The sequence below is a fragment of the Curtobacterium sp. MCPF17_018 genome, assembly GCF_003234135.1.
Classification (GTDB): domain Bacteria; phylum Actinomycetota; class Actinomycetes; order Actinomycetales; family Microbacteriaceae; genus Curtobacterium; species Curtobacterium flaccumfaciens.
Genome location: NZ_QKSJ01000007.1, coordinates 47,825 through 72,455, shown reverse-complemented (window position 1 = coordinate 72,455; position 24,631 = coordinate 47,825). Strand labels below are relative to the sequence as shown.

Here is a 24,631-nt window from a genome sequence, read left to right as displayed (position 1 = left end):
GTCCTTTGCGTAGTGGTGCGGGAAGTGGTCGAGCCGGTGTGGAACGGCGAGCGGACGCTCAGCCGACGCGTTCGATCGCGGCGGCGAGCCGGGTGGTCGAGCGGCCCGGGTGGAACGGCACGGTGACGACGCGGCCACCCCACTCGGCGAGGGTCGCCGTCTCGGGCAGTTCGCTCGCGGTGTAGTCGCCGCCCTTCGCCCAGACGTCCGGGCGGAAGCGGCGAAGGGCCTCGTCGGGGGTGGACTCGTCGAACACCACGACGGCGTCGACGCAGTCGAGCGCCAGGAGCAGCTCGACCCGGTCGTCCTGGGTCATGATGGGCCGGTCGGGGCCCTTCAGTGCGCGGACCGACGAGTCCGAGTTGAGGCACACGACCAGGCAGTCGCCGAGTGCACGGGCGGCCGACAGGGTGCGGGCGTGTCCGGCGTGCAGCAGGTCGAAGCAGCCTCCGGTCGCGACGACGGTGCCGCCGGCGCTGCGGACGTCGTGCACCAGGCGCATGGCGTCCCGGTCGGCCCCGGGGACGGCGAGCGGCGCGGGGCCGTCGTCGGCGAAGAGCGCGGTGACGCCACCGGCGGCCAGGTACTCGGACGCCGCGACCACGCCGGCGGAGACGGCATCGGGGACGTCCGCCCCGGATGCCAGGGCGACGGCGACGCCCGCGGCGAGCCGGTCGCCGGCACCGCAGGGGTCCCCGGCGCTGACGGACGGAGCGGGCACGAAGCGGCTGTCGCCCTGCGCGTCGGCGAGCAGCGCGCCGCGGTCACCCATCGTCACGGCGACGGCACCGGCCTGCCACTGTTCGACGAGCCGGGCGGCGGCGACGGTGGCGAAGGGCACACCGTGTCCCTCGACGTCGGTGAAGCGTCGTGCTTCGGCCGCGTTCGGGGTGGCGACGGTGGTGCCGGGGACGGGGGCGGCGCCCTTGGGGTGCGGGTCCCACACCACCGGCAGGTGCTCGGCCGCACGGGTGAGGGCGTCACGGAGTGCCGGGGCAGCGGCGACCCCGCGGCCGTAGTCGGCGACGACGATCGCGTCGACGCCGTCGAGTGCGGCGGTCATCGCGTCGGTGGCTCCGGGCACGGGCGGGGTCGCGCAGCCCTCGTCGATCCGGACGAGGGCGTGGTCGACGACGCGCACGCGGGTCTTCACGGGGGTGGGGACTCCGGACGGCCCGGCGACGATCGTGACGTCGGGGAGCAGGTCGCGGATCTCCTGCGCACGGCCGTCGTCGCTCAGGACGGTGACCAGGGTGACGTCGTGGCCGTCGCGGGCGAGCATCGTCGCGACGAGTCCGGCACCACCGGCTCGGCGGTCGTCGGTGGCGACGTCCACCACGGGGACGGGGGCGTCCGGGCTCAGGCGCTCGCTCGTGCCGGACACGTCGACGTCGAGCAGGGTGTCCCCGACGACGGCGATGCGGAAGCGCGGGGCGGCGGCGCGGCCGCCGGCAGCGCCGGAACGCTGAGCGGCGTCAGCAGCCCCGCTCATCGACGGCCCCCGCGACGCAGCGTCGGCTCCATCGCCTTGCACAGCGCGTGCACCAGGACGAGCTGCGCCTCCTGCACGTTGGCGGACGGCCCCTCGATGCAGATCGCGTCGTCGACCAGGTCGGCGAGCGGGTTCGGCCGGGACCCGGTCAGGGCGAGGGAACGGGCACCCACGGCACGAGCGGCCTCGGCGGCCCGCAGCAGGTTCGGACTCTTGCCGCTCGTCGACAGCAGGACGAGGACGTCGCCGGCCCGGGCGTGGGCCGACACCTGCCGTGCGAACACCTGGTCGTAGCCGTAGTCGTTCCCGATCGCGGTGACGGCCGAGGTCTCGGCGTGCAGCGAGATGGCCGAGTACGCCGGTCGGTCGCCCTCGAAGCGGCCGGTGAGCTCGGACGTCAGGTGCTGCGCCTCGGCGGCCGAGCCGCCGTTGCCAGCGGCGAGCAGCCGACGCCCGGCGACGAGCCGGCCGGCGATGTCGTCCGCCCACTCGGCGATGTGGTCCCTGTGGTCGACGAGGGAGGCGATCACGGGGACCGACGCCGCGACGTGGTCGACGACGACGCGGGCACTGTCGGTGACGGCGCGGTCCTCGAGCCCGGTCTGCTGGTCGATGGTCATCGTGCGGTCCTCTCCGTCGACTGCGCGGCGCGGGTGACCCGGCCGGCGTGAGTGGTGCGCGAGCGGCCGACGGCGGGCCCGGTGGTGCTGGCGGACGACGTCGCGCCGGCGAGCAGGCGCTCGTAGACGCGCTCGCTGTCGGCCGCGACCTTCTGCCACGTGTAGCGGGACTCGGCGCGCTGTCGACCGGCACGGCCGTACGCCTCGCGGCGCTCCGGGTCGTCGAGCAGTGCGCCGACGGCCTCGGCGACCGCGGTCTCGTCGCGCGGCGGCACGTGCAGGCCGGTGGCGTCCTCGACGACGGTGTCGATGAGCCCGCCGACGCTCGACGCGACCACCGGGCGACCGCAGGCCATCGCCTCGAGCGGCACGATGCCGAACGGCTCGTACCAGGGGGCGCAGACGACGACGTCGGCGCTGCGGTAGACGGCGGGCATGTCCTGCTGCCCGAGCTGCCCGCGGAACGTCACGTGGTCGCGCACGCCGAGTGACCGGGCGAGGGAGTCGAGGCGCTGGTACTCGGGGTCGTCCACCAGGTCGGCACCGGCGACACCGGCACCGCCCACGACGACGAGCTCGACGTCACGGCCCTGTTCGACGAGCGCGGCGAGTGCGGCGATCGTCGTCCCGACGCCCTTCCGCTGCACGAGTCGTGAGGCGGTGAGCACCCGGAGCGGACGGTCGCGCTGTTCGACGGGGCCGTCCGGACGGAAGAGCGACACGTCGACCCCGCACGGCACCACGGAGATGCGGTGCAGCGGGACGCCGAGGGCCTTGAGCTCGAACGCCTCGTCCGAGCACGTCGCGACGACCTGGTCGACGCTCCGGCCGACGGCGGGTTCGACCCACTCGCGCTCGGCCGGGCTGGTGTCCGCGGCACCCTGGTGCCGACGCTTCACGACACCCAGGGCGTGGAAGGTCTGCACCACCGGGATCCGCATCCCACCGGTCCGGGCCTGCACCTGCGTCACCGCGTCGAGGGCGGCGTGACCCGACATCCAGAAGTGCGCGTGCACCACGTCGGGACGGTCGAGGAACCACTCGGCGGCGAGCACCGACGCGAACGTCCCCATGAACGGGAACAGCTCGTCCTTCGGCACCGTACGCGCGGGACCGGCGTCGACGTGCACGACGTCGACCCCGGGACGCAGGGGCACACGGACCGGCTGCGACGCGTCGTCGCGCCGCGTGTAGACGGTCACGTGGTGGCCGCGGTCGGCCAGAGCACCGGACAGTTCGGCGACGTGGACGTTCTGCCCACCGGCGTCGACCCCGCCGAGCACGGCGAGCGGACTCGCGTGCTCGGACACCATGGCGATCTTCATCGCAGGCTCCCTTCGAGCGCGGCTCCCGCCGCACGGTTCCGTCGCGCACCGCGCGCGACGGCGTCGCCGAGCAGGTCGTCCCAGTCGGCCAGGAACCGACCGAGCGCGTGCCGTGCGAGCACGGCCTCCCGCGCCACGAGTCCCCGTCGACGCGCCTCGTCCGGGTCCTCCAGCAGCAGCCTGGAGGCCCGCACCAGCTCCTCGACGTCCGTCGCGATGGCCCCGGCCTCATCCGGCACCGTGCGGGCCGCGTCCGTCGTCGCGAGCACCAGGACCGGCATGGCCATGTGCATCGACTCGATGAGCGACAGGCCGAGCGAGGTCCAGCGGTTCGGGTGCACGTAGGCCCGCCGTTCGGCGAGCGCAGCGTGCATGGGATCGGCCTTGACGTCGCCCAGCGCCACCACGCGGTCGCCGAAGCCGAGCTCCGGCAGTCGTTCGGAGCCGATGCCCCAGACGTCGACCGGGGCGACCTCGGCGAAGCGGGGGAGCAGGTCGGTGCCGACGACACGGTTGCGCCGGACGGGTTCGTTGATGACGACGCCGAGACGTTCGAGCGCACCGGTGTACAGCGGGCCGGGGTCGACGACGCCGTGCTCGACGACGGTGGTCCGGGTGGTGCCGCAGTCCCACATCAGGGCGTTCCAGTGCGTCACGTGCGCGATCGTCAGGTCGTCGCGGTCGCGCATCGGGTGCAGGCTGTTCGGCACGTCGACCCGGGGGGCGTTGTGCTCCACGAAGACGATCGGTACGTCTCGGCCACCGAGCAGACGGCGGGCTTCCTCGAGCTCCTCGGTGCGCTGCAGGACCACCACGTCGACCTCGGCCTCGGCGACGTCGGCCGGGTCGATCTCGATCGCGGAGTCCGGCCAGTCGCGCCCGCCGCGGCCGAGTCCCCAGGCGTCACGGGCCGGGGTGGTCGGGATGAGGTACTCGTGGGGGCCGCGGACGAAGGCGTCCATCCAGCCGCCGTGCACGTGCCACACGAGGATCCGCATGCAGGGCCTTCCGGTCGGTGTCGATGGGGTCGCTCCCCGCCGCTGCCGGAGCAGCAGGAGAAGGAGCAGGAGAAGCAGTGGCGCACGCTACGCAGCGCCTTCTGAGCCGCCCCGCAGACTTCTCCGATCAGTCCGCGAAACGCGGTGGACGAGCCGTTCGTGGGCCTCCAGGACGTCCGCGATGCGCACTCCGGACAGGCACGGGTGGCCGGGGACCGGGCACTCGCGAGCGCGGCTGAGACGGCACGGTGCGGTTTGGTCGCCGAGCAGTTCGACGAGCGGGGCGTACGGCGCCCACTTCACGGCGGGGACGACGGGCGAGAACAGACTCACGATGGGCGCTCCGACGGCGGCGGCGAGGTGGGCCGGACCGGTGTTCCCGACGACGACGACCTCGGCGCCGGCGAGGACGGCCGCGAGTTCGGCGGGGCTGGTGCGGCCGCCGAGGTCGATGCCGGTGTCGCCCGCCACGGCGGCGGTCAGAGCGCGTTCGCCGGGGGAGCCGGTGACGACGACGGGGACGCCGCGCTCGGCGTAGGCGGCGACCAGCGCACGGTGGTGGGACTCCGGCCACGACCGCGCCGGGACGCTGGCTCCGGGGTGGACGACGACGTAGCGGTCGAGGCCGGCCACGGGCGGGGGCAGGACGGCGTCGTGACGCACCGCGAGCTTCCCGTCGTCGTCCGGCGGCAGCCGGAACCCGGCCGCCTCGGCGATCCGCAGCGCGCGCTCGGGCTCGGGGAGGTCCTCGGGCAGGTCCTCGCCGGGGCGCAGCCGCACGTCGAGCAGGGACCCGGGGTGGTCGACCGAGGCCCCGGAGACCCGGGGGACCCCGGCCAGGCGCAGGAGCAGCGCGAGGGGCAGGGGCGACTGGTGGAAGGACGTCAGGACGACGGCCTCGTCGGGCTGTTCCTCGGCGACCAGCGCGCGGAACTCGGCGAGCAGGGCGTCGTCGATCGGACGCGCGGTCTCGGTGACCCACGGTGCCGCCCACACCCGCACCCGGTCGATGCCGGGGAGCAGGTCGGCGGCCGGCGCTCCCTGCGGTCCGCACAGCATCGTCACGTGCGCGGCCCCGGCGGCCACCGCGCGCACCGCGGGGCCGGCGACCAGGACGTCGCCGAAGGAGTCGAGCCGGGCGACGAGGACGCGCGGACCGGCGCTCACGCCCGGTCCGCCACGCTGCCGACGTGCTCGAGCACCAGGGTGACGGCCTCGTCCAGGTCCGCGGCGACGGTGTCGGCCTCGTCGACCTCCTCGCGGCGGGTGCGCGGGGTGGGCACGAGGATCCCCTGCGCGCCAGCGTTCCGGGCGGCCTGCACGTCGGCGCCGATGTCACCGACGACGACGATCGACTCCGGCGGGATGCCGAGCCGCTCGGCGGCGTCGAGGACCATCCCGGGCCGGGGCTTCCGGCAGGCGCAGTCGTCACCGGCGTCGTGCGGGCAGACGCACCACACGTCGAACGGGCCGACGAGCTCGTCGACCCGGGCGTTGGTGGCGTCGACCTGTTCGCGCGTGGCCATGCCCTTCGCGATCACCGACTGGTTCGTGACGACGCCGAGCTGCAACCCCGCGGCACGTGCCCGTTCGACGGCGCGGCGGGCACCGGGAACGGGGACGACCAGGTGCGGATCGGCGTTGTACGGGACGTCCACCACGAGGGTGTCGTCGCGGTCGAGGAGCAGGCCGCGGATGACGCGGTCCGGTACGAGGGCCATGCTCCGTGACTACCGGTCAGCGGCCGGGGACCACCCCAGGAAGAGCCGCGGAGCGCGGTCCCGGCAGGACCGTCAGCGTGTCGGGTCTACCGTCGCGGCGGTGACCGCCCTCGAGAACCTGCCCGACTCCGACGGACGCCCGGAACTGCTCGTCCTCCGGGCCATCAAGCTCGGCGACCTGCTCGTCGCCGTCCCCGCACTGCACGCGCTCCGCCGTGCGTTCCCCGACCACCGCATCACCCTGGCCACCACGGCGTGGCTGGCGCCGGTCGTCGAACTCGTGCCGGCGGTGGACGTCCACCTGGCCCAGCACGGTCTCGACCACCCGATCGCGGTGCCGCACGGTGCCGTGGACGTCGCCGTCAACCTGCACGGCGCCGGCCCGGAGTCCTCGGACCTCGTCGCCGCGCTCGCCCCGCGTCGGGTCATCGGCCACGCCGACCCGACCCACGGCTACGAGGGCCCGGAGTGGCCGGACGACGTGCACGAGCGCGACCGCTGGGCGGACCTGCTCACGTGGCACGGCATCCCCGCGGACGCGACCGAGGTCCACATCGACCGCCCCGCCGATCCGCCGGTGGTCGCCGACGCGGCCGTCGTGCACGTGGGTGCCTTCCACGGTGCGCGGCACTGGCCGACGGACCGCTTCGCCGACGTGGTGCGCGGGCTCCGGGCGCGCGGTGCCGACGTGGTCCTGACAGGAGGCTCGGACGACGTCGTGCGCGCCCGTGCCGTCGCCGAAGCAGCCGGCCTTGCGCCGGAGGCGGTCCTGGCCGGCACCCTGGACCTGCAGGCCTTCGCCGCGGTGATCGCCGCGGCGCGGCTGGTCGTCACGGTCGACACCGGCGCCGCGCACCTGGCGACCGCCTACGGGGTGCCGTCGGTCGTGCTGTTCGGCCCGGCGCCGCCCGAGGCGTGGGGGCCCCCGGCGACCGGCCCGCACATCGTGCTCACCGACGCCTCGGTCCGTCGCGGCGACGTCTTCGCCGAGGACCCGGACCCGGCGATCCTGGCCGTGACCGCGGACGACGTGCTCGGCGCGGTGGACCGGCTCCGGGTGACCGCTCAGGCGGCCGGGCGGTAGCGTCGAGCGAGAGCCACCCGGACCTGCCGGACGCTCGGAGGGAGTCCTTCGTGTTCGAAGCCGCGAACATCCGTGACTGGATCGGTCTGCCGGTCGTCGACGCGGCCGACGACAAGGTCGGCACGCTCGAGAGCATCTACTACGACACCGCCACGTCCGAGCCGGCGTTCGGCGCCCTGACCACCGGCGTGGTCGGGTTCCAGAAGCTCGTCTTCGTCCCGCTGTTCGGCGCCACCGTCGCTCCGAAGCACCTGCGTGTGACGTTCCCGAAGAAGCTCGTCAAGGACGCTCCGTCGATCTCGACCGACGGCGAGCTCGACGCCGCGACCGAGCCGGAGCTGTTCCAGCACTACGGGCTGGAGTACCGCACCGGCAGCGGTGGCGAACGCCGACTCGGACGCCGCTGAGCCCGTCCCGCCCCACCGACCGACCCGATCCGACCGACCGATCCGCCGCACCCGCCCGGAGGCCGCAACTGCTCCGCACCGCCCGTACGACGCTGCTCGCCGCCCTGGCGGCGGTCGCCGTCGTCGGGCTGGTGGTGGCCGGTGTCGCGGCGCCGGGGCCGGTGGACTCCGCGTCGGCGGCGCCGATGTGGCCCGTCCCGCAGCCCTACCCGGTGCCGGACGCCCCGACCGAGCCGCTCGCCGACCTCCCGCCGGGCAGCGAGTACGTCGCCCTCGGTGACTCGTACTCCGCCGGCTACGGCCTGGGCGACCGGACCCGGCTGCCCACGAGCGCGTGCGTGCAGTCGGCCCGCGACTACCCGCACCGGCTCGCGGCACGGTTCGGCCTCGACCTGACCGACGTCACATGTGCGGGCGCCACCAGCGAGGACGTCACGACCGGACACCAGTTGAAGGGCGTCCCCCCGCAGATCGAGTCGCTGTCGTCGCGCACCCGGCTCGTGACCCTGACGATCGGCGGCAACGACGCGGACCTGTTCGGCACGGCCGCGTCGTGCCTGGCGATCTCGGCCGACGGCCCGGTGTTCTCCGGACGTGACGCGCCGTCGTGCGAGAGCACGCTCGTGCAGGACGGTGAGGACCAGCTCAGCGTGAAGATCCAGTCGCGGGTCGCGCTCGGGATCGCCGACACCCTCGCAGCGGTGCAACGGGCCGCGCCGAACGCCGTCGTCGTGTTCCTCGGGTACCCGGCGATCTTCCCGGACACCGAGCACACCCCGGCGAAGGGCTGCTTCCGCTCGGCGCTCGACCTCGGCACGCTCGCGGGGTCGTTCCCCTCGGACACCTTCCCCTTCACCGACGACGACGTGGCGTACCTGCACGGCGTGCAGGAGGAGCTCGACGCCGTGTCCGCATCCGCCGCCGACGCCGCCGGGGTCCGGTTCGTCGACGTCCTCGAACGCACCGAGGCCCACTCGGCCTGCGCCCCGCGGGACGAGCGCTACGTCGCCGGCGTCAGCCTGACCGGCTCGAGCGACCTGCGACGCATCGACCTGAAGGCCGGCGCCCTCCACCCGAACGGCCGCGGTGTCGCGTACCTCACCGACCAGATGGCCGACGCGATCCGGGAACTCGCCGGCTGACCCGTCCGGACCCCGCGCTGTCCGTGTGGGCCGCCGGTGGGACGACGCAGACCGGTGCCGCCGTCTCACGGACGACGTCGTGGAGCAGTGCGCCGGACAGCACCCGCACGTGCCCCCGTCCGAGCACCACGAGCGACGCCCGCCGGGTGCGCGATGCGATGGCGTGCCCCGGGTGTCCCTCCACGAGCAGCGGACGGATCCGCACCGCCGGGAACCGCGCGGTCAGGTCCTCGGTGACGCGCTGCAGCAGTTCGGCGTTCCGGGTGCGCCACCGCAGGGGGTCCTCGGCGAAGTCGGTGAGCCCGGTCCGGGTCAGCACCGGCATCTCCCACGCCCGGAGCAGCGTCAGTCGTCGGTGCAGCCGGACCGCCTCGGCGACGGCGATCGAGACGGCCCGTTCGTCGATCGGTTCCTCGACGGCCAGCACCACGTCGCCGTCGATCGGGTGCGGGCCCTCGGGGACGATCACGGTCGGCACGGCCGCGCGGACCGCGACGCGCGCCGGGTCGCCGCCGGCGGTCGAACCCCGTCGGCTCCGGAAGGTCCCGATCACCAGGAGGTCACCGCCGTCGGACTCCTCGACCAGGGCACTGGCGAACGGCCCGGCGTGCCGGTGCACCTCGACGGTGGCTCCGGGCAGGGCGGCGCGAGCGGCCTCGGCCAGGCGGTCGGCGACCGGTCCGGGTCCCTCGATCGCCGGGTCGGCACCGATGATCCGGATCCGCTCGATCCCGCTGTCCGCGCGGGCGGCGATCCACCGCAGCGCCTCGTCGTGCGGCATCGCGGCGTCCGCGGCCAGCGTCACCATCGTCCATCGTTCGTCCATCCCGATCGGCCTCCTCCATCGCAGGTCCTCCGGGGGCGTCACACGGCGCTCCGTGCGCCACACGGTACTCCCGGCGAGGGCGAGGGGAACCGGCGGTGGAACCGGGCACGTCGGGTGGTGCGCGGCGCGTGTGCGGTGATCCGGGCCTCCCGGCCGGGTCTGCGTAGTCTCGGGGCGTGGTCGTGAGCGCCGGACTGTTGCTGCACCGGACCGGTCCGTCCGGGCCCGAGGTCTTCCTCGCGCACATGGGCGGGCCGTTCTGGCGGAACCGGCCGCGTGCCTGGTCGATCCCGAAGGGGCTGGTCGAGGCGGGCGAGGAGCCGCTCGGCACCGCGCTGCGCGAGTTCGCCGAGGAGATCGGCGTGCCCGCCCCGGTGACCGCCGCTGACCTGACCGACCTGGGGGAGTTCCGCCAGGCGTCGGGCAAGCGGGTGCGGGTCTTCGCGGCACGGGCGTCGGAGTTCTCGGTCGACACCGTGCGGAGCAACACCGTGCGGCTCGAGCTGCCGCGCGGGTCGGGGCGGTTCGTCGAGGTGCCCGAGGTGGACGACGCGCGGTGGGTCGGGCTCGACGAGGCGCGGGAGCTGGTGGTGGCCGGGCAGGTCGCGGCGCTCGACGCCCTGGTCGCGCTGGGTCGCGCTGCTGGCGGTTCCTGACGCGCCGCTCGTGTTCGTCGAGGGGTCACGAACTGTCGTCCGGAGGGCCTCCAGGCGACACTTCTCGGCCACCCGGCGATCGGCGCGCGGTATGTCGTGACCACTCGGCGGGGCCCTCTTGCTCGTGTCGGACACCGGACACGAGCCGCGTCCTCCGGATAGCCTGAGCGGGTGTCGGGTTCTCCGGCCCGACAGCAGGGGAGTACGCATGCGGCGCTGGAGCGCGGTCACAGGTGGGCTGACGGCCCTCGCACTCGGCGCAGGATTCGCGATCGGCGGCGTGACCAGCGCATCGGCCGAGCCGGTCGGCAACTGGGGGACCTTCACCCTCAGCGGAGCGAGCCGGGCGTACACCGGCACGATGACCCTGGCCGGGTTCCCCGAGACGACCTTCACGTCCGACTCCCGGCAGTCGACCGTCGTCAGCGGGGCATCGACGTGGCAGTCCGCCGCGACACCGGCCGGCGAGGTCTACGGGACGAGCCGCGGCCAGACGTACATGAACCAGCGGCCGAACGTCGACTCACCCACGTCCGGCGCCTCGACGACGACCTACACGTTCGCGGAGCCGACGCCAGGCGCGCAGAGCTGGTCGTTCGTGCTCGGCGACGTCGACGCCGACCGGGCGACCATCTCGGCCACCCTCTCCGGGGGCGGCGCCGCGACCGCCGAGCAGCTCGGCTACGAGAGCTCCTACAACTCGTGCTCGGCCGCCGTCGCCGGAGGGCCATCGTGCACCGCGGACCCCGACGGCACCACCGGGCAGGACCTGCCCTCGTGGGACCCCGCCACCCGGACCCTGACGGGGAACACCGGCGCCGTCGACACCGCCGGCGCCACGGCGTGGTTCACGCCGACCGTCTCGCTCGCCAGCCTGACGATCACGTACCAGCAGCGCAGCGGGTTCCCGGTGTACCAGACCTGGTTCGCCAACCGCACCGCCGCGATCACCGGCACGGCGACCCTCGACGGAGCGCCGATCCCCGGCGCGATCGTCCGCGTCACCGCTCCGCGCGGCACCGTGTACACGACGACGACCAACGCCGACGGCACCTACGCGCTCCCGCAGCTGCCGGTCATCGCGAACTACCGCGTCGAGATCACCCCGCCGGACGGCGCCGAGGGTCCTGACCAGCCCACGAGGGTCTCCCTCGCGCAGGCAGGCTCGCCGGGCGGCGTGGACCAGCAGGCCGACTTCGCGTTCACGTCGCCGGAGGACACCGCGTCGGTCATCGGCACCGTGGTCGACGAAGGCGGCCGACCGGTCTCGAACCTCGAGGTCGTCATCACCGACCCGGTCACCGGGGGCGTCCTCTTCGACACCACGACGAACAGCGACGGCGCCTACACCGGCTCGGACCTGCCGGCGGACATCGAGCTCGACGTGTCGGTCGCCGACGAGCCGCCCGTGACCATCACGACCGGCGACGACGACGCGGCACCGGCGGTCCCCGACGAGATCGACGCCCCGGCCGCGGTCGTCGCGACGGTCGCCGGCGTGGTCTCGCTCGACGGTTCACCCGTGCGCGCAGGAGTCGTCGTCGAGCTCGTCGACGACGAGGGCACCCTGGTCGCGGCGACGCAGACCGATGCCGACGGTCGCTACGTCTTCGCCACCGCAGCGGGCACGTACACCGTCCGGACCGAACGGCCCGAACCGGGGGCGACCGGGGCGACGTCGAACACCGGTGTGACGGCCGTCGCCGGCGAGCGTTCTTCGTCCGACCTGCCGTTCGTCTCCGCAGCACCCGCCGCCGAGGTCACGACCGATCAGCCCGGCACCGTCGTCGACACGAACGGCGAACCCGTTCCCGACGTGGAGGTCGTCGCGGCTCCGACGGACCCGCAGTCCGGCGATCCCGTGTCGGTCGTCACGGACGACGACGGTGCGTTCGACCTGACCGGACTGGAACCCACGACCGAGTATGCCGTCTCGGTCGACGTCGAGGGGGCCCCGACGGCGACCGTCGTCACCCCGGAGTCGGGGGCTGCGACGCCGCTGGCGTTCGTCGTGCGGGCTGCAGCGAGTCCGGCTCCGGTTCCGGCTCCCGCGCCGTCGCCGTCGCCGAGCGGCGCGCCTTCGGCGACTCCGACCGACCCCGCCGCCGGGTCGGGCTCCGCACCAGTGTCCGGCCAGGGCGAGGCGAGGGACGGTGGACCGCTCGCCTCCACGGGCGCGGACCTCGGCCCGGGGCTCATCGCCGCCGGGGTGCTCGTGCTGCTCGGTGCGGCGCTGCTGACCTACCGCGCGGTGCGCAACCGCCGCCGTACGGACCACCTGCAGGACTGACCGGGCGGCGGGCGCGGCGGGCGCAGCGGCGGCGTTCGCGGGCGGGTTCGCCGAGGTCGCACGACACGCCGCCCACGTACGCCGAGGGGTCACGAACCGTCGCCCGCCGCGCCCGCAGACGACAGTTCAAGCGCCCCCGACGCCCCGCCAACGGCAAGTCCTGACCACTCGACGCGCCGACCTCCCACGCCGCCGCAGTCGCACAACACGCCGCCCGGGTACGCCGAGGAGTCACGAACCGTCGCCCGCCGCGCCCGCAGACGACAGTTCAAGCGCCCCCGATGCCCCGCCAACGGCAAGTCCTGACCACTCGACGCGCCGACCTCCCGCGTCCGCCGCAGTCGCACAACGCGCCGCCCGGGTACGCCGAGGGGTCACGAACCGTCGCCCGCCGAGCCCGCAGACGACAGTTCAGGCGCCCCCGATGCCCCACCAACGGCAAGTCCTGACCACTCGACGCGCCCACCGCGCCGACCGACCACTCGACGCGCCGACCTTGCCCACCGCGCCGACCTCGCCGACCGCGCCGACCGGCCGCCGCCCGCGCCGGCCCTCAGCGCGTCCGCGGGCGCCGCACCGAACCCGTGACGACGCCGATCGACCCGGTGACCGTCTGGATCGCCCGCCCGACGACCGGCACCGACGTGGTGACGACCGCGAGCGACGACGTGATGGCCTCGATGGACGAGGTCGACAGGTGCTCCTGCGTGTGCGTGTGCACCGGGAACCCGCGGCGCGCCAGCACGACGACCCCGAGCGCCCCGACCAGCACCGCGCCGCCGGCGAACGGCAGGTACTGCAGCCCGACGATCCCGAGTGCCTGCCCGCCGAACGCTGCGCCACCGGCGATGCCGATGTTCGACGCCCCGTTGACCAGTGCGCCTGCGATGTCGGGGGAGACGCCTCCGGCACGGATCGCCGCGGCCATGAAGAGCGTGCCGGTCGTGCCGTTCGCAGCCATCCACACCCCCGCGACGACCATCGTCCCGATCAGGGAGCCGTGCACGAACGGCATCGTCGCGAAGGCCACGGCCATCACGGCGACCGAGGCGATCAGCGTCTGCCGGGGCGCACGGTCCACGAACATGCCGGCGAGCCAGAGCCCGACGACACCGGTGCCACCGAGCACGAGCAGCGCCCCGCTCACCATGCCGGCGTCGAGCCCGGCGTCGATCGCGTACGGCCCGATGTAGGTGTAGACGACGTAGTGCCCGCCGAACAGGAGCATGTCGGCGATCACGACGGACAGCAGGCCGGTGCGCGCCCAGGCCTTCGGCGACCCGATGTGCGGCGACGAGGCACCGCGGACGGCGGGCAGGAACAGCAGGGCGACGACCGCGAGTGCCGCTGCGGCCACACCGACGGAGAACACGGCCTGGCGCCAGCCGATGTGCTGCGCGACCCAGGTCGCGACGGGCACGCCGAGCACGAACCCGAGCGAGCTGCCCGAGTACACGAAGGCGATCGCCCGCCCGGCGAGCCGCGGCGGCACGATCCGGGTGGCGTACGCCGAGGCGACCGAGAAGAACAGTGCGTGCGCGATGCCGCCGACGACACGTCCGGCGCAGACGACCGCGAAGGACGGTGCGAGCGCGACCATCAGGTTCGACACGGTGTAGCCGACGAGCGTGGCGACGAGCACGGTCTTGCGGGGCAGCTTCGCGGTGAACGCGGTGAGCGGCAGCGCGAGGAGTGCGACGGCCGCGGCGTACACGGTGATGACGATGCCCATGGTGGCCTCGGTCACGCCGAGGTCGGCGCTCATCGTGCCGAGCAGCCCGACGGGCATGAGCTCGGTGGTGATGGCGAAGAACGTGGCCAGTCCGAGCACGGCGATGCCGACGATCGACTGGGTGGTGACGGTGATCGGCCGCGTGTGGGTCGACACGGCCGAGGTGGTGGTGTTGGTGGACACGCTGCTGACCTCCTTGCGAGGCACGGTGGAGCGCGCGACGATGCCGATCGTTCTGACGGCGGTGACCGGGAGGGTCTGCTGGGCGCGCTCGCTGGCGGATGTGGATGATGTGGGTACGACTCCACGACGAGTGCGCTGCTCCAGTGTTGCACGACGGAATGGCGCTCGCGAGGGCCTCCAGCAAATACATCGGAGCGCTCCAACGAAACTCTCAGCTCCGGTCACAGGGACAGCACCGCCACTCAGTACGCGTTCGTCACCCGACCCTGGACTCCACCGCCGCGCAGCTCGATCGTCAGCGTGCCGCTCCTGGACTGCGCGGACATCGACACCGATCCGTGCAGTGCCGCCTGCCGCGGGAAGCACGCCGTCGACGACTCGATGCGGTCCGCCGTCGCCACCAGGCAGATCGTCGACCGGTCCGTCCCGATGCCGGCCCAGACGTTCCAGGGCGTCTCGGCGGTCCCGCCGTCGAGCGCCCGGTTCGTGAAGACCAGTCGCGTCGTGTGCAGACTCACCGGCGCCGCGACCGGCCCCGGCAGCTGGTCGGCGTACGTCTGCGGGACGTCGAGCAGCTGCTCGAGCGTCACCGTCCCCGCCGTCGGCGTGACGCTCGGCGCCGCGGCGACGTCCGGGCGCGCGGTCCCGACGAGTGTTCCGGCCGCGAACGCCACGCCCACCGCGGCAGCCGCACCGCCCGCGATCCACGCGCGTGGACGCTCCGTCCACAGCCAGCGACGCCACCGGGACCGCGCGGTGGGCACGGCCTGGAGGCCCGGCTCACCCCCGCCCTCGACGGTCCCGTCATCGGAGTGGTCACCCCCACCGCCGTCGGTCACCTCCGACACCTCGGCTGCAGCAGGCAGGGCAGCCCCGCTGGCGGGCAAGGACACGGGACCGGCCGCGGGCACCTGCTCGGGCGCGGACGCGGGCTCTGGACCCGACCGTGTCGCGGACGGGAGGGACGTGCGGGCCGGATCCGGGCCTCCCGGCAGTGGATCCCGCGCCGTCGCGACCGCACGCGTGCGGGGTCGCCGTCCGCGTTCCAGGTCCTGCAGGGCGATCCGGGCGCGCGCAGCGTCCGCCGGGCTCGATCCTGCTCCCCAGGCGACGGCCTCTAGCCGTGCCCGTTCCGCTGCCACGTCGTCGTGGGCCATGCGCACTCCCGCTCTGCCGGTCGCGTGGACAGGTCCATCGTGGCACCGCGCAGCCGTGCGCGCGCACCCAGAACGAGGGAGTAGGCGTGGTGCATGAGCACCGACCCCATGCCGCAGCACGACGCCGACGCCGAGACCCTCGAGCCGCTCAGCCACGACACCCAGTCCGGCGAGGCCGACTACGTCGCGACCAGCCCCGGCGGTGCCGGCACGGAACGCCACGTGCCGACCGCCGACGAGGAGCAGGGCCGCGGCACCGAGTACGACCCGGTCGACCAGGGACCGCAGCAGGAGGGCCAGGGCGGCTAGCGGACCACCCGTCGCAGCACGGCGCGTTCGCCGAAGGTCCAGGCCGCACTCGTCACGACGTAGAGCGCGGCGGCGAGCGGTGCGATCGCCGCGAACACGACCGTGATGAACGGCACGTACCGACCCACGGCGGCGGTCGCGGCGGCCCCGGGGACCCCCGGTTCCGGCGTCGGCATCGGGTTCCAGTGGGCGTTCGACCGGCGGCTGAGCTCGACGACGACCGCCAGCACCGCCAGCAGGACCAGCACCACCCAGGCGTGCACCCACAGCGGCGACGTGAGCGTGACGACGAGCGAGTGGCCGAGCGGGACCCCGACGAGCGTCGCCTCCAGCAGGGCGTTCGCGGTGCCGTCGATCGAGGCGTGCGTGAACAGGGCGTAGACGAGCGACACCACGGGTGCCTGCGCCAGGACGGGCAGGCAGCCGGCCAGCGGCGAGACCTTCTCGTCGGTGTACAGCTGCTGCACCGCTCGCTGCAGCCGCTGGGTGTCGCGGCCGTGGCGCTTCCGGAGTGCCGCGAGCCGGGGTGCGAGGCGCCGGCGGTCCCGTTCGGCCCGCACCTGCAGCACGGACAGCGGGACGAGCACCAGGCGGACGGCCAGGGTGAGGAGCACGACGGCGATCGCCGCGGCGAACGAGCCGGCGACGGGGGAGAGCGCCGCGGTGAGGGCGGCGACGAGCTCTGCGCCGCCGTGCAGCAGCGGGCCGACGAGGGGCAGGGTGGACAGGTCCATGACGGTTCCGATCAGTGGTGGGTCAGCGGGGTGCGCGAGCGGCCCGACCACCGGTCGGCGGTCAGGCCGGGGTCGCGACCCCCGGTGCCCGTGAGCGGACGTGTCCGTCGGCGTCGGGGTGGCTCCACCCGATCCGGGTGACCAGGTCGGGGACCGCCGACCGACCCGACACGGCTGCCGATCCGACCCCGAGGACGGCCGCGAGCACCGCGACGAGCAGCCGGGCGAAGACGACGGTCACGGCGACCGCGGTCAGCCCGAGTGCCGCCACCGCCAGCAGGGGCAGCACCCCGGCGGCCGGGTCGCCGAGCACCAGCGCGGCGGTGGCGCGGAGCAGCAGCAGGACGGCGGTCATGGTCCGTTCAGCGTAACGCCCGCGTGCCGTCGAGGACCGGAAGGTGCGGCGGGGGAGGATCACGGCATGACCGCAGGTTCGCCGAGCACCCCAGCGACCGTCGCGCTCGAGACGGCCGGGGTCCCGTACACGCCGCACGTGTACGAGCACCACGAGAGCGCCACCAACTTCGGAGAAGAGGCGGCCGCCGCCCTCGGGCTGCGCGAGGAGCAGGTCTTCAAGACCCTGGTCGTCTCCGTCGACGGCACCCTCGCCGTCGCGATCGTGCCGGTGGCGAACCGGCTCGACCTCAAGGCGATCGCCGCCGCGGTCGGGGGCAAGAAGGCGACGCTGGCCGATCCGGCCCTCGCCGAGAAGCGCACGGGCTACGTCGTCGGCGGCATCAGCCCGGTCGGCCAGAAGACCCGGCTCCGCACCGTGCTCGACGAGTCGGCGCTGTCGTACGCGAGCATCTTCGTGTCCGGCGGACGTCGCGGATTCGACATCGAGGTGGCGCCGACGGACCTCGCGCGGATCACCGAGGCGGTCTCCGCAGCCATCGCGCGGACCTGAGTCGAGTCGCCGCAAGTTTCTTCCGGGCCCGGGAATGACCCGGGCCCTCCTGCGTTGCATTGAGTCGAAGGCACTCAAGTTCCCCAGGAGGTCCCTTTGCCAGAGACGTTCGGCCCGACCGGTAGCAACGACTCGTTCGACGAGTTCCTCGCCCGCCTGCTCGCGGCACACCGCACCGGTGACCAGCAGCGCGTCCGCGCGTTCGGTCGACCGGTCGACATCACCCGGCTGCTCAGCCGCCGGACCCACGAGCTGCTCCAGCACACCGCCGAGTACGCGGTCGCGCAGGGGCAGCGCGAGATCGACGCACTGCACATCCTGCACGTGCTCGTCCGCACCGAACCGTTCGACGCCGTCGTGCGTTCCGCCGGGGTCGACCCCCAGCGACTCGCCGAGGAGATCGAGCAGCGCCTGCCGATGGCGCACGAGCCGCTGGCCGAGCAGACCGGCCGCCCGGCACTGACCGGCACCGCCCAGCGCATCCTCGTCGAGGCGACGCAGGCCGCGCGGGGCTTCGGCAGCACCTACACCGACCCCGAGCACGTCTTCTTCGCGCTCGTGATGGACCAGGAGACCGTGACCGGTCAGCTGCTCGCCAGCGCCGGGATCACCCCGCAGGTCATGCAGGACTACGCCCAGCAGGCCGCGGCAGCAGCACGAGAGGGGCGCCCCATGCCCGGAACACCCGACGCCGTCGGCGCCGATCAGGCCACCGACAGCGACACCCCGACGCTCGACCAGTTCGGCACCGACCTCACCCAGCGCGCCCGTGACGGGCACGTCGACCCGGTGATCGGCCGCGCCGACGAGATCGAGCAGACCGTCGAGATCCTGCTCCGTCGCACCAAGAACAACCCGGTGCTGATCGGTGAGCCCGGCGTCGGCAAGACCGCGATCGTCGAGGGCCTCGCCCAGCGCATCGTCGACGGTGACGTCCCCGCCCTGCTGCAGGGCAAGCGGGTCGTCGCGCTCGACCTGCCCGGCATGCTCTCCGGCACCCGCTACCGCGGCGACTTCGAGGAGCGCCTCACCAAGGCGATGGACGAGATCGCGGCGCACGCCGACGAGCTCATCGTCTTCGTCGACGAGCTCCACACCGTCGTCGGCGCCGGTGGCGGCGGCGAGGGCGGCTCGATGGACGCCGGCAACATCCTCAAGCCCCGGCTCGCCCGTGGCGACCTGCACCTGGTCGGCGCGACCACGCTCAACGAGTACCGCCGGATCGAGAAGGACGCCGCGCTCGAGCGCCGGTTCCAGCCCGTCACGGTGGGGGAGCCGAACGTCGAGGACGCCGTCGCGATCCTGACCGGCCTCGCCCCGCGCTACGAGGAGCACCACGGCGTCGTCTACACGCCCGAGGCACTCCGCGCGGCGGTCGAACTCTCGCACCGCTACGTGACCGACCGGCACCTGCCGGACAAGGCCATCGACCTCATCGACCAGGCCGGTGCACGCCGCCGCCTCGCCCTCTCGGGCGACGTCGACGTCGAGGCACTGCGTGCGCAGGTCGCCGACCTGACGGCCCGCAAGGACCGCGCGGTCGCCGAGGAGCACTACGAGGAAGCGTCCGACCTGCGTGACGAGATCGTCGGACTGGAGGCCCGGATCACCGCCGCCTCGTCGGCGGACGCGAGCCGCGCCTCCCGTCCGGAGTCCGGGGACACGTCGATCACGGAAGGTGACATCGCCGCCGTGGTGTCACGTGCCACCGGGATCCCGGTGACCCGCCTCGGCTCGGCCGACAAGACGCGGCTCGCCGCACTCGAGTCCGAGCTGCACGACCGCGTCGTCGGCCAGGACGACGCCGTGCGAGCGATCGCGAAGGCGGTGCGGCGCAGCCGGACCGGCATGGGTGACCCGCGCCGTCCGGTCGGCAGCTTCCTGTTCCTCGGCCCGACGGGCGTCGGCAAGACCGAACTCGCGAAGGCCCTGGCGTCGTCGCTGTTCGGTGACGAGTCCGCCATGCTCCGCTTCGACATGAGCGAGTTCGGCGAACGCCACACCGTGTCCCGTCTGGTCGGTGCCCCTCCCGGGTACGTCGGCTACGACGAGGCCGGCCAGCTCACGGAGCGTGTCCGCCGCAACCCGTACTCGGTGATCCTGCTCGACGAGGTCGAGAAGGCCCACCCGGACGTCTTCAACCTGCTGCTGCAGGTCCTCGACGACGGCCGGCTCACCGACGGGCAGGGGCGGACGGTCGACTTCCGGAACACCGTCGTCATCATGACGTCGAACATCGGCTCGGAGTTCCTGGCCTCCCGCTCGGGAGCGCTCGGATTCTCCCCGGTCGGTGCGACGGACGGATACGCCGAGGACGACCTGCGGGCCCGCGTGATGGGCAAGCTGCGCGAGGCGATGCGTCCCGAGTTCATCAACCGCATCGACGAGATCGTGCTGTTCCGCAAGCTCGACCGGTCGCAGATCACGTCGATCGTGTCCCTGCTGCTGCAGGACACGGCGCTCCGGCTGGTCGCACAGGACATGCTCCTGTCGGTGTCCGACGCGGCGGTCGACTGGCTCGCCGAGCACGGGTACGAGCCGGAGTACGGCGCCCGCCCGCTCCGTCGGCTCATCCAGCGCGAGGTCGACGACCGCATCGCGACCCTCGTGGTCGAGGGCGGGGTCACCGCGGGTGACACCGTGCGGATCGACGTCGAGGGCGACTCCCTGACGGCGAGCGTCGCGGAGCACGCGGCGGTCTAGTCCGGTCGCACGCGCACACGAAGGCCCGGTACCGATTCGGTACCGGGCCTTCGGCGTGCACGGACCGCCACGGTGTTCGGGAATGCAATTCCGGACGTTTTCCGGAAAAGGGGTTGCGCTCCGAATTGCGGTGCCGATAGTGTTCACTCGTCGCGAACGGTCGAACATTCGACCCGGACGACTCCGCCAGCTCGAGACCGAAAGGGGGCCGACCATGATGATCACAACGACCACTCCGTTCCGTGGAATCCGTGGACGCGTCGGTACCCCGTTCCGCGTCCGCTGACCCGGGGCGTCCCACTCTCCTGACACCTGTGCCTCCGGGCACCGTGCGCTGAGCCGATCAGGCTCGCGCAGCACCGGTTCGTTCGTCTGCTGAACGGCTCGACGGCCCGTTGATGCGTGCCGTCCGATCTGCGCGGACGACGCCGGAAGAATGTCGGTGGACAGTGCGACGCTCTCGGGGTCGACGAGCATTCCGCGATCGTTGTCCGAACATTTCCGGACCATCCCGGAGTGCATTCTCACGCATTCAATTCCTGCTGCCCGCAACCCGGGCGGATTCGTCATGCCCGACACCCGGGCAGCTCTGCCGTGCCCTGAAGGGGAACACCGTGTCCACGAAGACCACCACCCGTCCACCCGATACCCGCGCGGTGCGCCGCCGGGTCTCACTCGCCGACCGCATCGCACTCCGAGTCGGGATGTCGCTGATCATCTGGAGCCGACGCACCCGCAAGGAGCGGCCCGAGGTCGACCTCGCCACGCTGGCCCGCCTCGAGCGCGAACGCCAGCAGCGCGAAGCCGACTGGATCACCCAGGGCGCCGCCATGCGGATGTGGCGCTGACCGGCGGCGCGCCGGTGCCTGCGCCGGCCGCGCCGCACGCACGCTCGGTGCGAGGTTCCGTCCACCGTGACCGCCCCTCGGGGTGGCACCACGTCCGGAACCTCGCACCATGCCGGGCACCCCTCGCACCGTGCGGGGCGTCCGGACGCACTCCGGGCCTCCCGTACCGTTGGCGGGTGACCGAAACCGCAGCTGCACTCGTCGAACGCCTCACCGCCCTCGTGCCGGACTTCCCGAAGCCGGGGGTGCTCTTCCGTGACGTGACGCCGGTGTTCTCCGACGCCGTCGCGTTCGGGCGCGTGTGCGAAGCACTCGCGGCACCGTTCGCGGTCGGAGCCGGGTTCGACGCCGTCGCCGGCATCGAGGCCCGCGGCTTCGCGCTGGCCGGGGGCATCGCCGCCCAGCACCAGGTCGGTGTGCTCACCGTGCGCAAGGCGGGCAAGCTCCCCGGCGAGGTCCTCAGCGAGCAGTACGCGCTGGAGTACGGCGAGGCCGAACTCGAACTTCGCCCGGGCCAGCTGCCCGCGGGCACGCGGGTGCTCGTCGTCGACGACGTCCTGGCCACCGGGGGCACCGGTGCCGCCACCATCACGCTGCTCGAACGGGCCGGGTACCAGGCGATCGGCTTCGCCGCCCTGCTCGAGCTCGACGGCCTGGACGGGCGCGAGCGTCTCGAGCCCCGGCTGCCCGTCGCGACGCTCGGCGCCGTCCCGGCCTGAGCGCGGGCGACCGCACGGTCCCTGCGGTGCCCGCGGGCGTCCGCACGCGAGCACGTCTCGCACTAGTCTTGACGCACCATTTCGATCGAGGAGTCCCATCATCGTGACCGAGTCAGTCGCACCCGCGCCCGCCGAGCTTCCCCAGGCACCCGAGCCCCGGACCGCGACGACGACCACGACCGGCACCGACCTCTTCGACGGTGAGCGCGGCGTCGTCGCGATCCGCGTCGACGGTGTCCTGAAGGACCTCGCAGCGGACGTGCAGGCCGGCGAGACCGCCGAGGCCGTCACCCTGCAGGAGCAGGACGGGCTCGACATCCTCCGGCACTCGGCCGCCCACGTGCTCGCGCAGGCCGTGCAGCAGATCAACCCCGACGCCAAGCTCGGCATCGGGCCGCCCGTCACCGACGGCTTCTACTACGACTTCGACGTCGCGGAGCCCTTCACCCCCGAAGACCTCAAGGCGATCGAGAAGGGCATGGACCGCATCGTCAAGCAGGCCCAGCGCTTCCGTCGCGTGGTCGTCACCGACGAGCAGGCACGCGAGCTGATGGCGGGGGAGCCCTACAAGCAGGAGCTCATCGGCCTCAAGGGTGCGGCGTCCGACGGTGACTCCGGCGAGAGCGTCGAGGTCGGTGCCGGCGAGCTCACCGTGTACGAGAACGTCGACCCGAAGTCGGGCGAGGTGCTCTGGCAGGACCTCTGCCGCGGCCCGCACGTCCCGCACACCCGCTGGATCGGCAACGCCGCCAAGCTCATGCGCGTCGCCGCTGCGTACTGGCGCGGCTCCGAGAAGAACCCGCAGCTGCAGCGCATCTACGGCACCGCCTGGCCCGACAAGGACCAGCTCAAGGCGTACCTGGTGCGCCTCGAGGAAGCCGCCAAGCGCGACCACCGCAAGCTCGGCGCCGAACTCGACCTGTTCTCGTTCCCCGACGAGATCGGTTCCGGCCTGGCGATCTTCCACCCGAAGGGCGGCATCATCCGCCGCGAGATGGAGGACTACTCGCGCCGTCGGCACGAGGAGAACGGCTACTCCTTCGTCTACACGCCCCACATCACCAAGGGCGACCTGTTCGAGACCTCCGGGCACCTCGGCTGGTACAAGGACGGCATGTTCCCGGCCATGCACATGGACGAGGCGAAGGACGAGGACGGCAACGTCACGCGTCAGGGTGCCGACTACTACCTCAAGCCGATGAACTGCCCGATGCACATCCTGGCGTACCGGTCGCAGCCCCGCTCCTACCGTGACCTGCCGCTCCGGATGTTCGAGTTCGGCACGGTCTACCGCAACGAGAAGTCGGGCGTCATCCACGGCCTCACCCGCGTGCGCGGCATGACCCAGGACGACGCACACATCTTCACCACGCAGGAGAAGATGAAGGAGGAGCTGACCACGACCCTCGAGTTCGTGCTCTCGCTCCTGCGCGACTACGGCCTCGACGACTTCTACCTCGAGCTCTCCACCAAGGACCCGGAGAAGTACGTCGGCGACGACGAGGTCTGGGACGTCGCGACGAACACCCTGCGGGAGGTCGCCGAGGAGTCCGGCCTCGAACTCGTGCCCGACCCCGCCGGCGCCGCGTTCTACGGCCCGAAGATCTCGGTGCAGGCCCGCGACGCCATCGGTCGCACCTGGCAGATGTCGACCGTGCAGCTCGACTTCAACCTGCCGGAGCGCTTCGGCATCGACTACACCGCGGCCGACGGCTCCCGCCAGCGTCCGGTGATGATCCACCGCGCGCTGTTCGGCTCGATCGAGCGTTTCTTCGGGGTGCTCACCGAGCACTACGCGGGTGCGTTCCCGGTGTGGCTGTCGCCCGTCCAGGTCGTCGGCATCCCGGTCGCGGCCGAGTACGGCGACTACCTCGACGAGGTCATCGCGAAGCTCCGAGCGAACGGCGTGCGCGCCGAGGTCGACCACTCGGACGACCGCATGCAGAAGAAGATCCGCACGCACACCAAGGCGAAGGTGCCGTTCCAGCTCATCGCCGGTGGCGACGACCGCGACGCCGGCGCCGTCAGCTTCCGCTTCCGCGACGGCCGCCAGGACAACGCGGTGCCCGTCGACGAGGCCGTGGACCGCATCCTCACCGCGATCCGCGAGCGCGCGCAGGTCTGATGGCACAGTCGGGAGGCCCGGAGCAGGCCGCGGGGACCGGTCACGTCGACGACGTGGCCGGTCCCACCGCCCCCGCGGGCACCGAGGGCGCGGACACCGATCCGCTGGTGATCCGCGACGCGGCCACCGGTGCAGCCGTCCCGGACGCGTTCCAGCGGCTCTGGAACCCGCACCGGATGGCCTACATCGACGCGGGCCGCGAAGGCCGGGGTCGCGGGCACGACGACGACTGCCCGTTCTGCGAAGCCCCGCGGATGTCCGACGAGGACGCCCTGATCGTGGCCCGGGGCGAGCACGCCTACGTGCTGCTCAACCTGTTCCCGTACAACAACGGGCACCTGCTCGTCTGCCCGTACCGGCACGTCCCGCTGTACGACGAGGCCACGCCGGACGAACTGCGCGAGATCGGCGAGCTGACGCAGACCGCGATGCGGGTGCTGCGCGAGGTCTCGCACTGCGACGGCTTCAACATCGGCATGAACCAGGGCGAGGTCGCCGGTGCCGGAGTGGCCGCACACCTGCACCAGCACATCGTTCCGCGGTGGCAGTCGGACGCGAACTTCTTCCCGATCATCGCCCGCACGAAGTCGATGTCGCAGTTGCTCGGCGAGACGCGTCGACTCGTCGCCGACGGGTGGCCCCGGGCGCACTAG

The 24,631-nt window shown here is 73.1% G+C and carries 23 protein-coding genes; 12 read left to right on the top strand and 11 right to left on the bottom strand.

Annotated elements, in window-relative coordinates; translation table 11 throughout:
• Positions 1-58 precede the first annotated feature (58 nt).
• From DEJ27_RS09720 to DEJ27_RS09695, 6 genes are all read right to left on the bottom strand, one after another.
• Positions 59-1,492 (bottom strand): PfkB family carbohydrate kinase, encoded by a 1,434-nt coding sequence (locus tag DEJ27_RS09720; protein WP_258369858.1) that lies wholly within the window; start codon positions 1,490-1,492, stop codon positions 59-61.
• Complete coding sequence (locus DEJ27_RS09715) at positions 1,489-2,112, bottom strand: SIS domain-containing protein (RefSeq protein ID WP_110859969.1); 624 nt, start codon at positions 2,110-2,112, stop codon at positions 1,489-1,491. The genes DEJ27_RS09720 and DEJ27_RS09715 overlap by 4 nt, the downstream gene beginning before the upstream one ends.
• Complete coding sequence (locus DEJ27_RS09710) at positions 2,109-3,437, bottom strand: glycosyltransferase (protein WP_110859971.1); 1,329 nt, start codon at positions 3,435-3,437, stop codon at positions 2,109-2,111. Before DEJ27_RS09710 ends, DEJ27_RS09715 begins: the two co-directional genes overlap by 4 nt.
• Positions 3,434-4,435: a glycosyltransferase gene (locus DEJ27_RS09705; RefSeq protein ID WP_110859974.1), complete on the bottom strand. Its 1,002-nt coding sequence runs from the start codon at positions 4,433-4,435 to the stop codon at positions 3,434-3,436. Before DEJ27_RS09705 ends, DEJ27_RS09710 begins: the two co-directional genes overlap by 4 nt.
• An 87-nt stretch (positions 4,436-4,522) precedes the next feature.
• Positions 4,523-5,602, bottom strand: a complete 1,080-nt coding sequence (locus DEJ27_RS09700; RefSeq protein ID WP_110859976.1) for a glycosyltransferase family 9 protein — start codon at positions 5,600-5,602, stop codon at positions 4,523-4,525.
• Complete coding sequence (locus DEJ27_RS09695) at positions 5,599-6,156, bottom strand: HAD-IIIA family hydrolase (protein ID WP_110859978.1); 558 nt, start codon at positions 6,154-6,156, stop codon at positions 5,599-5,601. Before DEJ27_RS09695 ends, DEJ27_RS09700 begins: the two co-directional genes overlap by 4 nt.
• Positions 6,157-6,256: 100 nt before the next feature.
• Here DEJ27_RS09695 and DEJ27_RS09690 point away from each other — a divergent pair, with 100 nt between their 5' ends.
• The 3 genes from DEJ27_RS09690 (at position 6,257) to DEJ27_RS09680 (ending at position 8,789) form a co-directional block, all read left to right on the top strand.
• Positions 6,257-7,240 carry a glycosyltransferase family 9 protein gene (locus DEJ27_RS09690; protein WP_111090841.1) on the top strand — a complete coding sequence of 328 codons (984 nt, stop codon included), beginning with the start codon at positions 6,257-6,259 and terminating at the stop codon, positions 7,238-7,240.
• 50 nt (positions 7,241-7,290) lie between these two features.
• Positions 7,291-7,647, top strand: a complete 357-nt coding sequence (locus tag DEJ27_RS09685) for a PRC-barrel domain-containing protein (protein WP_111090840.1) — start codon at positions 7,291-7,293, stop codon at positions 7,645-7,647.
• Between the two features lie 185 nt (positions 7,648-7,832).
• Positions 7,833-8,789 (top strand): SGNH/GDSL hydrolase family protein, encoded by a 957-nt coding sequence (locus tag DEJ27_RS09680; protein WP_146238518.1) that lies wholly within the window; start codon positions 7,833-7,835, stop codon positions 8,787-8,789.
• Here DEJ27_RS09680 and DEJ27_RS09675 read toward each other — a convergent pair.
• Positions 8,746-9,615: a universal stress protein gene (locus tag DEJ27_RS09675; RefSeq protein ID WP_111090838.1), complete on the bottom strand. Its 870-nt coding sequence runs from the start codon at positions 9,613-9,615 to the stop codon at positions 8,746-8,748. The genes DEJ27_RS09680 and DEJ27_RS09675 overlap by 44 nt on opposite strands.
• Before the next feature lie 176 nt (positions 9,616-9,791).
• Between DEJ27_RS09675 and DEJ27_RS09670 the strand changes: the two genes are divergently transcribed.
• Positions 9,792-10,271 carry an NUDIX domain-containing protein gene (locus DEJ27_RS09670; RefSeq protein WP_110859988.1) on the top strand — a complete coding sequence of 160 codons (480 nt, stop codon included), beginning with the start codon at positions 9,792-9,794 and terminating at the stop codon, positions 10,269-10,271.
• Positions 10,272-10,479: 208 nt separating this feature from the next.
• On the top strand, positions 10,480-12,561 hold the full coding sequence (locus DEJ27_RS09665) for a collagen binding domain-containing protein (protein WP_110859990.1): 2,082 nt from the start codon (positions 10,480-10,482) through the stop codon (positions 12,559-12,561).
• A gap of 553 nt (positions 12,562-13,114) precedes the next feature.
• Here DEJ27_RS09665 and DEJ27_RS09660 read toward each other — a convergent pair.
• Together DEJ27_RS09660 and DEJ27_RS09655 are read right to left on the bottom strand one after the other, a co-directional pair.
• On the bottom strand, positions 13,115-14,476 hold the full coding sequence (locus tag DEJ27_RS09660; protein WP_146238519.1) for an MFS transporter: 1,362 nt from the start codon (positions 14,474-14,476) through the stop codon (positions 13,115-13,117).
• Positions 14,477-14,718: 242 nt separating this feature from the next.
• A complete protein-coding gene (locus DEJ27_RS09655) occupies positions 14,719-15,315 on the bottom strand; it encodes a hypothetical protein (RefSeq protein ID WP_146244682.1) in 597 nt (198 codons plus the stop codon).
• Between the two features lie 411 nt (positions 15,316-15,726).
• On the opposite strand from DEJ27_RS09655, the gene DEJ27_RS09650 reads away from it, so the two are divergent.
• Entirely contained in the window at positions 15,727-15,942 is a 216-nt protein-coding gene (locus tag DEJ27_RS09650; protein WP_027465592.1) for a hypothetical protein, read from the top strand.
• Here the strand turns inward: DEJ27_RS09650 and DEJ27_RS09645 are convergent.
• Together DEJ27_RS09645 and DEJ27_RS09640 are read right to left on the bottom strand one after the other, a co-directional pair.
• Positions 15,939-16,676: a membrane protein insertase YidC gene (locus DEJ27_RS09645; protein WP_110859996.1), complete on the bottom strand. Its 738-nt coding sequence runs from the start codon at positions 16,674-16,676 to the stop codon at positions 15,939-15,941. The two genes, DEJ27_RS09650 and DEJ27_RS09645, sit on opposite strands and share 4 nt — an antisense overlap.
• A 61-nt stretch (positions 16,677-16,737) precedes the next feature.
• The gene (locus DEJ27_RS09640) at positions 16,738-17,031 is read right to left on the bottom strand and encodes a hypothetical protein (RefSeq protein WP_110859998.1); all 294 of its coding nucleotides are present in this window, start codon (positions 17,029-17,031) and stop codon (positions 16,738-16,740) included.
• 66 nt (positions 17,032-17,097) lie between these two features.
• Between DEJ27_RS09640 and ybaK the strand changes: the two genes are divergently transcribed.
• The 6 genes from ybaK to DEJ27_RS09610 all read left to right on the top strand — a co-directional run bounded on the left by ybaK (position 17,098) and on the right by DEJ27_RS09610 (position 24,631).
• On the top strand, positions 17,098-17,583 hold the full coding sequence (gene ybaK, locus DEJ27_RS09635; RefSeq protein ID WP_110860000.1) for a Cys-tRNA(Pro) deacylase: 486 nt from the start codon (positions 17,098-17,100) through the stop codon (positions 17,581-17,583).
• A gap of 96 nt (positions 17,584-17,679) precedes the next feature.
• A complete protein-coding gene (locus DEJ27_RS09630; RefSeq protein ID WP_111090835.1) occupies positions 17,680-20,286 on the top strand; it encodes an ATP-dependent Clp protease ATP-binding subunit in 2,607 nt (868 codons plus the stop codon).
• A 614-nt stretch (positions 20,287-20,900) separates the two neighbouring features.
• Positions 20,901-21,134, top strand: a complete 234-nt coding sequence (locus DEJ27_RS09625) for a hypothetical protein (RefSeq protein WP_146238520.1) — start codon at positions 20,901-20,903, stop codon at positions 21,132-21,134.
• Positions 21,135-21,310: 176 nt separating this feature from the next.
• Positions 21,311-21,853 carry an adenine phosphoribosyltransferase gene (locus DEJ27_RS09620; RefSeq protein WP_110860004.1) on the top strand — a complete coding sequence of 181 codons (543 nt, stop codon included), beginning with the start codon at positions 21,311-21,313 and terminating at the stop codon, positions 21,851-21,853.
• Positions 21,854-21,956: 103 nt separating this feature from the next.
• Complete coding sequence (thrS, locus tag DEJ27_RS09615) at positions 21,957-23,978, top strand: threonine--tRNA ligase (protein ID WP_111090834.1); 2,022 nt, start codon at positions 21,957-21,959, stop codon at positions 23,976-23,978.
• Positions 23,978-24,631, top strand: coding sequence for an HIT domain-containing protein (locus tag DEJ27_RS09610; protein WP_258370335.1), 654 nt, complete (start codon positions 23,978-23,980; stop codon positions 24,629-24,631). The genes thrS and DEJ27_RS09610 overlap by 1 nt, the downstream gene beginning before the upstream one ends.

What these genes read in the sequence shown, in the direction of transcription:
- DEJ27_RS09695 (WP_110859978.1), bottom strand. Translation starts at nt 6,156, where the DNA reads ATGGCCCTCGTACCGGACCGCGTCATCCGCGGCCTGCTCCTCGACCGC.
- DEJ27_RS09610 (WP_258370335.1), top strand. Translation starts at nt 23,978, where the DNA reads ATGGCACAGTCGGGAGGCCCGGAGCAGGCCGCGGGGACCGGTCACGTC.
- DEJ27_RS09680 (WP_146238518.1), top strand. Translation starts at nt 7,833, where the DNA reads ATGTGGCCCGTCCCGCAGCCCTACCCGGTGCCGGACGCCCCGACCGAG.
- DEJ27_RS09715 (WP_110859969.1), bottom strand. Translation starts at nt 2,112, where the DNA reads ATGACCATCGACCAGCAGACCGGGCTCGAGGACCGCGCCGTCACCGAC.
- DEJ27_RS09705 (WP_110859974.1), bottom strand. Translation starts at nt 4,435, where the DNA reads ATGCGGATCCTCGTGTGGCACGTGCACGGCGGCTGGATGGACGCCTTC.
- DEJ27_RS09710 (WP_110859971.1), bottom strand. Translation starts at nt 3,437, where the DNA reads ATGAAGATCGCCATGGTGTCCGAGCACGCGAGTCCGCTCGCCGTGCTC.
- DEJ27_RS09665 (WP_110859990.1), top strand. Translation starts at nt 10,480, where the DNA reads ATGCGGCGCTGGAGCGCGGTCACAGGTGGGCTGACGGCCCTCGCACTC.
- DEJ27_RS09645 (WP_110859996.1), bottom strand. Translation starts at nt 16,676, where the DNA reads ATGGACCTGTCCACCCTGCCCCTCGTCGGCCCGCTGCTGCACGGCGGC.
- DEJ27_RS09650 (WP_027465592.1), top strand. Translation starts at nt 15,727, where the DNA reads ATGAGCACCGACCCCATGCCGCAGCACGACGCCGACGCCGAGACCCTC.
- ybaK (WP_110860000.1), top strand. Translation starts at nt 17,098, where the DNA reads ATGACCGCAGGTTCGCCGAGCACCCCAGCGACCGTCGCGCTCGAGACG.
- DEJ27_RS09720 (WP_258369858.1), bottom strand. Translation starts at nt 1,492, where the DNA reads ATGAGCGGGGCTGCTGACGCCGCTCAGCGTTCCGGCGCTGCCGGCGGC.
- DEJ27_RS09640 (WP_110859998.1), bottom strand. Translation starts at nt 17,031, where the DNA reads ATGACCGCCGTCCTGCTGCTGCTCCGCGCCACCGCCGCGCTGGTGCTC.
- DEJ27_RS09675 (WP_111090838.1), bottom strand. Translation starts at nt 9,615, where the DNA reads ATGGACGAACGATGGACGATGGTGACGCTGGCCGCGGACGCCGCGATG.